9 protein-coding genes and 1 other RNA gene are annotated in these 12,025 nt (G+C 54.7%); all 10 read left to right on the top strand.

Annotated elements, in window-relative coordinates; all coding sequences use genetic code 11:
* The first annotated feature begins 158 nt into the window (after nt 1-158).
* The 10 genes from garL (at nt 159) to GXP72_RS19890 (ending at nt 12,019) form a co-directional block, all read left to right on the top strand.
* Nucleotides 159-929, top strand: coding sequence for a 2-dehydro-3-deoxyglucarate aldolase (gene garL / locus GXP72_RS19935; protein ID WP_024906391.1), 771 nt, complete (start codon nt 159-161; stop codon nt 927-929).
* A 21-nt stretch (nt 930-950) separates the two neighbouring features.
* Complete coding sequence (garR, locus tag GXP72_RS19930) at nt 951-1,841, top strand: 2-hydroxy-3-oxopropionate reductase (RefSeq protein WP_024906392.1); 891 nt, start codon at nt 951-953, stop codon at nt 1,839-1,841.
* 59 nt (nt 1,842-1,900) lie between these two features.
* Nucleotides 1,901-2,278: RNase P RNA component class A (gene rnpB / locus GXP72_RS19925), an RNA gene on the top strand.
* Nucleotides 2,279-2,964: 686 nt separating this feature from the next.
* Nucleotides 2,965-3,885, top strand: coding sequence for a transcriptional regulator TdcA (tdcA, locus tag GXP72_RS19920; protein ID WP_008501504.1), 921 nt, complete (start codon nt 2,965-2,967; stop codon nt 3,883-3,885).
* 101 nt (nt 3,886-3,986) lie between these two features.
* Nucleotides 3,987-4,976 (top strand): bifunctional threonine ammonia-lyase/L-serine ammonia-lyase TdcB, encoded by a 990-nt coding sequence (gene tdcB / locus GXP72_RS19915; protein WP_024906393.1) that lies wholly within the window; start codon nt 3,987-3,989, stop codon nt 4,974-4,976.
* 9 nt (nt 4,977-4,985) lie between these two features.
* A complete protein-coding gene (gene tdcC / locus GXP72_RS19910; RefSeq protein ID WP_024906394.1) occupies nt 4,986-6,317 on the top strand; it encodes a threonine/serine transporter TdcC in 1,332 nt (443 codons plus the stop codon).
* A 30-nt stretch (nt 6,318-6,347) separates the two neighbouring features.
* Nucleotides 6,348-7,556 carry a propionate kinase gene (gene tdcD / locus GXP72_RS19905; protein ID WP_048992631.1) on the top strand — a complete coding sequence of 403 codons (1,209 nt, stop codon included), beginning with the start codon at nt 6,348-6,350 and terminating at the stop codon, nt 7,554-7,556.
* A gap of 15 nt (nt 7,557-7,571) precedes the next feature.
* On the top strand, nt 7,572-9,866 hold the full coding sequence (gene pflB, locus GXP72_RS19900; RefSeq protein WP_208763285.1) for a formate C-acetyltransferase: 2,295 nt from the start codon (nt 7,572-7,574) through the stop codon (nt 9,864-9,866).
* A 149-nt stretch (nt 9,867-10,015) separates the two neighbouring features.
* Nucleotides 10,016-10,426, top strand: coding sequence for a hypothetical protein (locus tag GXP72_RS19895; protein WP_024906397.1), 411 nt, complete (start codon nt 10,016-10,018; stop codon nt 10,424-10,426).
* Nucleotides 10,427-10,687: 261 nt separating this feature from the next.
* Nucleotides 10,688-12,019 (top strand): amino acid permease, encoded by a 1,332-nt coding sequence (locus GXP72_RS19890; RefSeq protein WP_208763284.1) that lies wholly within the window; start codon nt 10,688-10,690, stop codon nt 12,017-12,019.
* Nucleotides 12,020-12,025 lie beyond the last annotated feature (6 nt).

Below are 12,025 nucleotides of genomic sequence, written 5' to 3'. Positions count from 1 at the left end.
GCATTAAAACAATGTGCGGTCGCGGATGGCGTCTTATACTGAATGACGATTTTATCACGCCAGAATACGTCAGAATAATAAATATCATGCTGGCACGGTGTCTGAATGAATAAATAAAATGACACTGAAAAAGGCTGCGGAATAAAAAGGTAAATACGATGAGTAACGATATCTTCCCGAATAAATTTAAAGCGGCCCTCGCGGCGCACCAGATTCAGATTGGCTGTTGGTCCGCGCTGGCAAACCCAATCAGCACCGAAGTGCTGGGCCTGGCCGGTTTCGACTGGCTGGTGCTGGACGGCGAACATGCGCCGAACGATATCAGCACGTTTATTCCGCAGCTGATGGCGCTGAAAGGCAGCCACAGCGCCCCGGTGGTGCGTGTACCCACCAACGAGCCGGTGATTATCAAGCGTCTGCTGGATATCGGCTTCTACAACTTTCTGATCCCGTTTGTGGAGACGGAAGAACAAGCGGCGCTGGCCGTAGCCTCAACGCGCTACCCCCCGGAAGGGATCCGCGGCGTCTCCGTTTCGCACCGCGCCAATATGTTTGGCACCGTGCCGGACTATTTCGCGCAGTCCAACAGCAACATCACCATTCTGGTTCAGATCGAGAGCCAGCAGGGCGTTGATAACGTCGACGCGATTGCCGCCACAAACGGCGTGGACGGTATCTTCGTCGGCCCAAGCGATCTGGCTGCCGCCTTTGGCCATCTGGGCAACGCCAGCCACCCTGACGTGCAGCGCGCGATCCAGCATATCTTTGCCCGCGCCAAAGCACACGGCAAACCGTGCGGCATTCTGGCGCCGGTTGAGGCGGACGCCCGTCGCTATCTGGAGTGGGGAGCCACGTTTGTTGCCGTCGGCAGCGACCTCGGCGTATTCCGCTCGGCCACGCATAAATTAGCGGACGCTTTTAAAAAATAACCATCATTGAGGATACAGATTATGACGCTGAAAGTGGGTTTTATTGGCCTGGGGATCATGGGTAAACCAATGAGTAAGAACCTCATCAAAGCGGGTTACTCACTGGTGGTATCCGATCATAATCCACAGGCCGTGGCGGAGGTGATGGCGGCGGGCGCAGAAACGGCCACCACAGCCAAAGCGATTGCTGAGCAGTGCGACGTCATCATCACCATGCTGCCAAACTCACCGCATGTTAAAGAGGTCGCGCTGGGTGAAAATGGCATTATCGATGGCGCGAAGCCGGGCCTGGTGCTGATTGATATGAGCTCTATTGCGCCGCTCGCAAGTCGTGAAATCAGCGAGGCGCTAAAAGCAAAGGGCGTCGATATGCTGGACGCGCCGGTCAGCGGCGGTGAGCCGAAAGCGATAGACGGTACGCTGTCGGTGATGGTCGGCGGTGATAAAGCGGTTTTCGAGAGATTTTACGACCTGATGAAAGCAATGGCGGGCTCCGTGGTGCACACCGGGGAGATCGGGGCGGGTAACGTGACCAAGCTGGCAAACCAGGTGATTGTGGCGCTGAACATTGCCGCCATGTCCGAAGCGCTGACGCTGGCAACCAAAGCGGGCGTCAACCCGGACCTGGTCTATCAGGCCATTCGCGGTGGCCTGGCGGGCAGTACCGTGCTGGAGGCCAAAGCGCCGATGGTCATGGATCGTAATTTCAAACCCGGTTTCCGCATCGACCTGCATATCAAAGATCTGGCCAACGCGCTGGATACGTCACACGGCGTGGGCGCGCAGCTGCCGCTGACCGCGGCGGTCATGGAGATGATGCAGGCGCTGCGTGCCGATGGCCTGGGCACGGCCGATCACAGCGCGATTGCATGCTACTACGAAAAACTGGCGAAGGTGGAAGTGGCGCGTTAATCACGCCTTGCCCATACCTGAGGGTGACAGCGGCGCGCAAACCCTCTATACTGCGCGCCGAAGCTGACCAGACAGTCGCCGCTTCGTCGTCGTCCCTTTCGGGGGAGACGGGCGGAGGGGAGGAAAGTCCGGGCTCCATAGGGCAGGGTGCCAGGTAACGCCTGGGGGGGAAACCCACGACCAGTGCAACAGAGAGCAAACCGCCGATGGCCCGCGCAAGCGGGATCAGGTAAGGGTGAAAGGGTGCGGTAAGAGCGCACCGCGCGGCTGGTAACAGTCCGTGGCACGGTAAACTCCACCCGGAGCAAGGCCAAATAGGGGTTCACATGGTACGGCCCGTACTGAACCCGGGTAGGCTGCTTGAGCCAGTGAGCGATTGCTGGCCTAGATGAATGACTGTCCAACGACAGAACCCGGCTTATCGGTCAGCTTCAACTTCTTAGAAAACCCCGCTTCGGCGGGGTTTTTGCTTTCAGGGGGGGTAGGCTGGGTAAGCGCAGCGCCACCCGGCACCAGACAAACGACATCAATTCTCATATTTGCGACATTAAGCACATTTCACTGTTTTTACCCCTTCCGTATCGCTCCTGTGTCTGCGGACGATCGTCATCACAAAATTTCACGCTAAAAAACTCGCGATTTTCAGTATTGATAATTTGTTATGATTGTTATCTTAATGATCGCGAAACTTTTCTCGTTTGATATGCATACATTGAAATCAAATACATTTCTCCTGTGAATATGTGACGTATTCCACTCTTTTCCGCCAGCCTGAAAATTCGCGTCGGAAAAATTTGATAAATTGAAAGAATGTTTCAAACAAATAGCGGTTATTTATTGGTCTTTAATTGCCTGAAATATCGCCTTTATTGATTTTTTCCGGATGGTAAAATTTATCCGGGTTATCGCCATAAAATAAATTTATTACCGCTATTTTTGTTGATCAATATCAGCGTAGTAGCATATTTGTCTCTATTTATTCCTTTGATAAGTAAGCGTTTTTATGGTTTTTCGCTGTGCGTGATAAAGGGCCTGGAAAGCAAATTGTGAGTAACAGCACATACCCCTTCAAACATTATTGAGTAGAATTCACCCCGTCATAGGGAAATAAGTGCAGAATATTATGAACACTATTATTCTACCGAAAACACAGCACCTCGTGGTATTTCAGGAAGTCATTAAAAGTGGCTCCATAGGTTCTGCAGCAAGACAGCTGGGTCTGACGCAACCCGCCGTCAGCAAAATCATCAGCGATATTGAGTCCTACTTCGGTGTGGAAGTGATGGTGCGTAAAAACACCGGCGTAAAACTCACTGCTGCGGGCCAGGTTCTGCTCTCGTACTCAGAGTCCATCACCCGCGAAATGAAAAACATGGTGAGTGAGATTAACAGCCTGAGTTTCAGCACCGTTATGGACGTCTCCTTTGGTTACCCGTCGCTGATCGGTTTCACCTTCCTGTCCGAAATGATCAAAAAATTTAAGGAAGTGTTCCCGAAAGCACGCGTCTCGATGTATGAAGCCCAGCTCTCCTCTTTCCTGCCGGCCATTCGCGACGGTCGTCTGGATTTCGCTATCGGCACGCTGAGTGATGAAATGCTGCTGCAGGATCTGCACGTCGAACCGCTGTTTGAGTCCGAGTTTGTGCTGGTCGCCAGCAAAACGCGAACGTGCACCGGCCCGACGACACTGGCATCGCTCACGCACGAGCAGTGGGTGATGCCGCAAACCGATATGGGCTACTACAAAGAACTTCTGACCACCCTGCAAGACAATCACATCAGCATCGAAAACATCGTCCAGACCGATTCCGTCGTCACCATTTATAACCTTGTGCTGAATGCCGATTATCTGACGGTTATTCCCCGCGACATGATTGCACCGTTCGGTTCTGACCAATTTATTGTGCTGCCAGTGGAAGATGAATTACCCGTGGCGCGTTATGCCGCCGTGTGGTCAAAAAATTACAGGATTAAAAAATCGGCGTCAGTATTAGTTGAGCTGGCAAAACAATATTCGTCGATGAATATCGAAAGACGACGATGAATAATTAGTACCCATTTTAAAAACACCCAGAGCGTTAACGTCTTAACGCGCTGATACCCTGACTTTGCCTGAAAAGAATGAATTATTATAACGAGGATATTATGCATATTACCTACGATCTCCCGGTAACCATTGAAGATATTCAGGACGCCAGAAAACGACTGGCAGGAAAAATATATAAAACCGGTATGCCACGTTCGAATTATCTCAGCGAACGTTGTAAGGGCGAAATATTCCTGAAATTTGAGAATATGCAGCGTACCGGCTCGTTTAAGATCCGCGGCGCGTTTAACAAGTTAAGCTCGCTGACCGACGCTGAAAAACGCAAAGGCGTTGTCGCCTGCTCCGCGGGAAACCACGCGCAGGGTGTGTCCCTCTCCTGCGCCATGCTCGGCATCGACGGCAAAGTGGTGATGCCGAAGGGGGCACCGAAATCCAAGGTTGCCGCCACCCGCGACTACTCCGCCGAAGTGGTGCTGCACGGCGAGAACTTCAACGATACCATCGCGAAAGTGAGCGAAATCGTTGAGACGGAGGGGCGCATTTTTATTCCGCCTTATGATGACCCAAAAGTGATTGCCGGGCAGGGCACCATCGGCCTGGAAATTCTCGAAGATTTATACGACGTGGATAACGTCATTGTGCCTATCGGCGGCGGCGGATTAATTGCCGGGATTGCGACGGCAATTAAATCCATCAACCCGACCATTAATATTATCGGCGTACAGTCTGAAAACGTGCACGGAATGGCAGCCTCCTGGCAGGCAGGAGAAATAACCAATCATCGCGTTACCGGCACGTTAGCCGACGGCTGCGACGTCTCTCGTCCGGGGAAATTAACCTTCGAAATCGTTCGTGAACTGGTCGATGACATTGTGCTGGTGAGCGAAGACGATATTCGCAACAGCATGGTTGCCCTTATTCAGCGAAATAAAGTGGTGACGGAAGGCGCTGGCGCACTGGCTTGTGCTGCGTTATTAAGCGGCAAACTTGACCACTATATTCAGGGCCGCAAAACCGTCTGCATTATTTCCGGCGGCAATATCGACCTCTCCCGTGTTTCCCAAATTACCGGCTTCGTTGACGCATAAAGGTGACCTATGAGCAACACAGAAAGCATTATCGTTGGCCAGACAAAAACGTCCTCCTGGCGTAAGTCTGATACCACCTGGACGCTTGGCCTGTTTGGTACCGCCATTGGCGCAGGCGTGCTGTTCTTCCCCATTCGCGCAGGCTTTGGCGGATTAATCCCTATCCTGCTGATGCTGGTTCTCGCATTCCCGATTGCGTTTTACTGCCACCGCGCGCTGGCGCGTTTGTGTTTGTCCGGCAGCAACGTCTCCGGCAACATCACCGAAACGGTGGAAGAGCATTTCGGTAAAACCGGCGGGGTGGTGATCACGTTCCTCTACTTCTTCGCCATTTGCCCGCTGCTGTGGATTTATGGCGTCACCATTACCAACACCTTTATGACCTTCTGGGAAAACCAGCTCCAGCTGCCCGCGCTGAACCGCGGCGTGGTGGCGCTGTTCCTGCTGCTGCTGATGGCCTTTGTTATCTGGTTTGGTAAAGACCTGATGGTGAAGGTCATGAGCTTCCTGGTGTTCCCGTTTATCGCCAGCCTGGTGCTGATTTCCCTGTCGCTGATCCCTTACTGGAACTCGGCGGTGATCGACCAGGTCAACCTGAGCGATATCGCCTTCACCGGTCATGACGGCATTCTGGTCACCGTGTGGCTGGGTATCTCCATCATGGTCTTCTCCTTCAACTTCTCGCCTATCGTCTCCTCGTTTGTGGTCTCCAAGCGCGAAGAGTACGAGCCAACGTTCGGTAAAGAGTTCACCGAGCAGAAATGTTCCAAAATCATCGGTCGCGCCAGCCTGCTGATGGTGGCTGTGGTGATGTTCTTCGCCTTTAGCTGTCTGTTTACGCTCTCTCCGCAGAACATGGCGGACGCCAAGGCGCAGAATATTCCGGTGCTCTCTTACCTGGCGAACCACTTTGCGTCAATGTCCGGAACCAAATCGACGTTCGCGACGGTACTGGAATACGGCGCGTCTATCATCGCGCTGGTTGCTATCTTCAAATCCTTCTTCGGGCACTACCTGGGCACGCTGGAAGGTCTGAATGGCCTGATCCTTAAGTTCGGCTACAAGGGCGATAAGAAGAAAGTTTCTGTTGGCAAACTGAACACCATCAGCATGGTGTTCATCATGGGCTCCACCTGGGTTGTGGCCTACGCCAACCCGAACATTCTCGACCTTATTGAAGCCATGGGCGCACCAATCATCGCCTCTCTGCTGTGCCTGCTGCCGATGTACGCCATCCGCAAAGCCCCGGCTCTGGCGAAATACAAAGGGCGTACCGAGAACATTTTCGTTACCGCGGTCGGCCTGCTGACCATTCTGAATATCGTTTACAAACTGTTCTAACCCATTGCTCAGGAAGAGCGGAGTCACATGATGATTGAGTTTCCGGTTGTACTGGTAATTAACTGCGGTTCGTCCTCTGTTAAGTTTTCGGTGCTCGACGCCAGCAGCTGCGACGCCCTGATGACGGGCATTGCAGACGGCATCAACACCGAGAAGGCCTTTATTTCCGTGAACGGGGGTGAGCCGGCCAGACTGGCTCACCAGGACTACGAAGGGGCGCTGGCTGCCATCGCCCTGGAGCTGGAGAAGCGTGACCTGATGAGCAGCGTGGCCTTAATTGGCCACCGCATTGCGCACGGCGGCGACCTCTTCAGCGAGTCGACCCTGATTACGGAAGCGGTGATTGAGCAGATCCGCCAGGTCTCTCCGCTGGCGCCGCTGCATAACTACGCTAACCTGAGCGGCGTGGAAGCCGCAGAGCGCTTGTTCCCGGGCGTGCAGCAGGTCGCGGTATTTGATACCAGCTTCCACCAGACGCTGCCGCCGCAGGCGTATCTGTACGGATTGCCGTACCGCTATTTTGAAGAGCTGGGCGTGCGCCGCTACGGCTTCCACGGCACCTCTCACCGCTACGTGGCCGCGCAGGCGCATACGCTTCTCGGGCTGTCCCCCGATGACAGCGGCCTGGTGATTGCCCACCTCGGCAACGGAGCGTCCATCTGCGCGGTGCGCAACGGCGAAAGCGTGGATACTTCCATGGGGATGACGCCGCTGGAAGGGCTGGTAATGGGTACGCGCTGCGGCGATGTGGACTTCGGCGCGATGGCGTGGATTGCCCAGCAGACCGGGCAGTCGTTCGAGGATCTGGAGCGCGTGGTCAACAAAGAGTCCGGGTTGCTTGGGATTTCCGGCATCTCCTCCGATTTACGCACGCTGGAGAAAGCCTGGCACGCTGGCAACGAGCGGGCGCAGCTGGCTATCCAGACCTTCGTTCACCGTATAGCGCGACACATTGCCGGGCACGCTGCGTCACTGCACCGCCTCGATGGGGTGGTCTTTACCGGCGGTATTGGCGAAAACTCGACGCTTGTCCGCGCGCTGGTGGCGGAACATCTGAACGTGTTCGGCATCCGCCTCGACGACGCCAAAAATGCCCTGCCGGGCAGCGCGGGTGAGCGCGTGATCTCCACCGAGTCGTCCCGCGTTGCCTGCGCGGTGATCCCTACCAACGAAGAAAAAATGATCGCGCTGGACGCCCTCCGTCTTGGGAAGGTTACCCCGGCTGCGGCTTACGCCTGATAAAGCGAGAAACACATGAAAGTAACAATCGATACGGGCGTCGCGCCCTACAGCGACGCATGGGCCGGGTTTCGCGGTGAAGAATGGAAAAACGCCGTCAACGTCCGCGATTTTATTCAGCATAACTACACCCCTTATGAAGGCGATGAAGCTTTCCTCGCGCAGGCGACGCCAGCAACGACGGCGCTGTGGCAGAAGGTGATGGTCGGCATTCGCCAGGAGAATGCCACCCACGCTCCGGTGGATTTTGACACCAACATTGCCACCACCATTACGGCCCACGGGCCGGGCTATATCGACCAGGATCTGGAGACGATCGTCGGCCTGCAAACCGATAAGCCTCTCAAGCGTGCGCTCCATCCGTACGGCGGGATCAACATGATCCGCAGCTCGTTCGAAGCCTATGGCCGGGAGATGGATCCGCAGTTTGAATATCTCTTTACCGGCCTGCGCAAAACCCACAACCAGGGCGTGTTTGACGTCTATTCGCCAGAGATGATGCGCTGCCGTAAGTCCGGCGTGCTGACCGGCTTGCCAGACGGCTACGGGCGCGGACGTATCATTGGCGACTATCGCCGCGTGGCGCTGTACGGGATTGCTTATCTGGTGCGCGAGCGTGAACTCCAGTTTACGGATCTGCAGGGCAGGCTGGAGCGCGGTGAGGATCTGGAGGCGACGATCCGCCTGCGTGAAGAGCTGGCGGAGCATAAGCGCGCGCTGCTGCAGATCCAGCAGATGGCGGCGAACTATGGCTTCGATATCGCACGCCCGGCGATGAACGCCCAGGAAGCGGTGCAGTGGCTCTATTTTGCCTACCTTGCCGCGGTGAAATCCCAGAACGGCGGGGCGATGTCGCTGGGGCGCACGGCCTCGTTCCTCGATATCTACATTGAACGTGACATGCAGGCAGGAAGGCTGAATGAAGTCCAGGCGCAGGAGCTGATCGACCACTTCATCATGAAGATCCGCATGGTGCGCTTCCTGCGCACGCCGGAGTTCGACACGCTCTTCTCCGGCGATCCGATCTGGGCGACGGAAGTGATCGGCGGCATGGGGCTGGACGGGCGCACGCTGGTGACCAAGAACAGCTTCCGCTATCTGCACACGCTGCACACCATGGGGCCAGCACCTGAGCCGAACCTGACGATCCTCTGGTCTGAACAACTGCCGATCGCGTTCAAGAAATACGCCGCGCAGGTGTCGATCGTCACCTCTTCGCTGCAGTATGAGAACGACGATCTGATGCGCGCGGACTTCAACAGCGACGACTACGCCATTGCCTGCTGCGTCAGCCCGATGGTGATCGGCAAGCAGATGCAGTTCTTTGGCGCGCGCGCCAACCTCGCCAAAACGCTGCTGTACGCGATCAACGGCGGGGTGGACGAGAAGCTGAAGATCCAGGTCGGTCCTAAAACCGAGCCGCTGCTGGACGACGTGCTGGATTACGACACCGTGATGGCGAGCCTCGATCACTTTATGGACTGGCTGGCGGTGCAGTACATTAGCGCCCTGAATCTCATTCACTACATGCATGATAAGTACAGCTACGAAGCCTCGCTGATGGCGCTGCACGACCGGGACGTCTATCGCACCATGGCCTGCGGCATTGCCGGGCTGTCGGTAGCCGCGGATTCCCTGTCGGCCATTAAATATGCCACGGTGAAGCCGGTGCGCGACCATACGGGACTGGCAGTCGATTTCGTGATTGAAGGGGATTATCCGCAGTACGGCAACAACGACGACCGCGTGGACAGCATTGCCTGCGACCTGGTGGAGCGCTTTATGAAGAAAATTCAGGCGCTGCGGACCTACCGCAACGCGGTGCCAACTCAGTCGATCCTGACCATCACCTCCAACGTGGTTTATGGTCAGAAGACCGGGAACACGCCGGACGGACGACGCGGCGGCACGCCGTTTGCCCCAGGCGCGAACCCAATGCACGGGCGCGACAGAAAAGGGGCGGTGGCCTCGCTAACGTCGGTTGCCAAACTGCCGTTCACCTACGCGAAAGACGGGATTTCCTACACCTTCTCCATCGTGCCGCAGGCGCTTGGCAAGGACGAGCTGGTGCGCAAAACCAACCTGGTGGGGCTACTGGACGGGTATTTCCATCACGAAGCCTCTATTGAGGGAGGGCAGCATCTGAACGTCAACGTCATGAACCGGGAAATGCTCCTCGATGCCATCGCGCACCCGGAGAATTACCCGAACCTGACCATCCGCGTTTCAGGTTATGCGGTGCGGTTTAATGCGCTGACGCGCGAGCAGCAGCAGGATGTGATTTCGCGAACCTTTACCCACTCTATCTAAACGTGAGCTCTCATGCCCCCTCAATGCAGGGGGCCTTTTTTTGTCCGCTAAACATACAAAATTGTTTATATAATTACTCACACATATTCATCCGCTCTTGAAAAACAATACCCCTGCTTTTCCCTATAACAGCATGTAAGGACAGTAAGATGATGAAAATGACCCGTATTGCGCTGGTCGCCGCCTCGCTGGCAGTGTGTAGTTTTACGGCACAGGCCGCGAACGTTGAGGCTGCTCCGTCTCCATCGCAGGATCCGCTGGTGCAGCACCTGAAGCTCAGCAATGAGCAGGTTACGAAGATTGAAGGTCTGCATAAGCAGCTGGAACAAAATGTCAGCAAGATCCCGATGACGGGCGTGAAGGACGGCGCGCTGATCGACATGTTCCAGGCGGGCAAATGGGACGAAAGCACGGTGAAAAGCCAGCTTGCTGCCTTTAGCAAAATTGAAGAGCAGACCCGTTATTACCGCGTGAAATATTACTTCGACGTCAGCCAGGTTTTGACGCCGGAACAGCGTAAACAGATTAGAACGGATATGGCTAACGCGCTGGCTAACTGATTTCCTACCCGCGCATGGCGCGGGTTTTTATTTCTTGATCGGCGTCACTTTTAGAAAATTAGCTTTTAATATCCCACTTCAGAAGCAAAATTTCCTCCAGAAGCAGAATATCCTTATTAATGTTGTGACCTTTTTCTCCCGCTCTCCGGATATGATCTTCCCACACCAATAACACTCACCTGCAACCATCTGAATCGCAATCGCTGGCGATCGGAAACTAATAAAAACAACTGTTTACCCTACAAAATAAGCGAGTGCCCAATGGATACGGCAACAAACAGCAGTATGATTGTGAGTGATTCCCCCGCGGCAAGGCGGGCGGGAATGAGTGAAAGCGAGTGGCGAGAGGCGATTAAATTCGACAGCACCGACACGGGCTGGGTCATCATGAGTATTGGGATGGCTATCGGCGCGGGGATAGTTTTTCTCCCCGTGCAGGTCGGATTAATGGGGCTGTGGGTATTTTTGCTCTCATCAATAATCGGCTATCCGGCCATGTATTTATTCCAGCGTCTGTTTATTAATACGCTGGCGGAATCACCGGAGTGCAAAGATTACCCGAGCGTAATTAGCGGTTATTTGGGTAAGAACTGGGGCATCTTATTAGGCGCGCTCTATTTCGTGATGCTGGTGATCTGGATGTTTGTCTATTCCACGGCCATTACCAACGACAGCGCCTCGTATTTGCACACCTTCGGCGTGACCGACGGTTTGTTATCAGATAATCCGTTTTACGGTTTATGCCTGATCTGCATTCTGGTGGCCATTTCGTCGCGCGGAGAAAAGCTGCTGTTTAAAGTCTCCAGCCTGATGGTGCTGACCAAATTATTCGTGGTAGCCGCGCTGGGGCTGTCAATGATTGGCCTCTGGCATTTAGCCAACGTGGGCATGCTGCCGCCGCTGGGACTGTTGATTAAAAACGCCATCATTACGCTGCCCTTTACCTTAACCTCCATTCTGTTTATTCAGACCCTGAGTCCGATGGTGATCTCATACCGTTCACGGGAAAAATCGGTGGAGGTGGCGCGCCACAAAGCGCTGCGGGCGATGAATATTGCCTTTGGCATCCTGTTTGTGACGGTCTTTTTCTACGCCGTCTCCTTCACGCTGGCGATGGGGCACGATGAGGCGGTTAAAGCCTACGAGCAGAACATTTCGGCTCTGGCGATTGCGGCGCAGTTTATCAGCGGTGATGGCGCGGGCTGGGTCAAAATCGTCAGCGTGATCCTCAATATCTTCGCCGTGATGACCGCGTTCTTCGGCGTCTATCTCGGCTTTCGCGAGGCGACGCAGGGTATCGTCATGAACATCCTGCGCCGCAGAATGCCGGCTGAGAAAATCAATGAAAACGCCGTCCAGCGCGGGATTATGCTGTTCGCCATCCTGCTGGCCTGGAGCGCGATAGTCCTGAACGCGCCGGTGCTGAGCTTCACCTCCATTTGCAGCCCCATCTTCGGCATGGTGGGCTGCCTGATACCTGCATGGCTGGTCTACAAGGTGCCAGCCCTGCATAAATATAAAGGCGTATCGCTGGTGATTATCGTCATCACCGGACTACTGCTTTGTGTTTCTCCTTTCCTCGCATTCTCCTGAGGGTAA

Origin of the sequence: Enterobacter sp. SES19 (assembly GCF_011765665.1) — a bacterium.
GTDB lineage: Bacteria > Pseudomonadota > Gammaproteobacteria > Enterobacterales > Enterobacteriaceae > Enterobacter > Enterobacter pseudoroggenkampii.
Note: the sequence above shows the minus strand (reverse complement) of the source record. Positions and strands in the feature narration are given on the sequence as shown.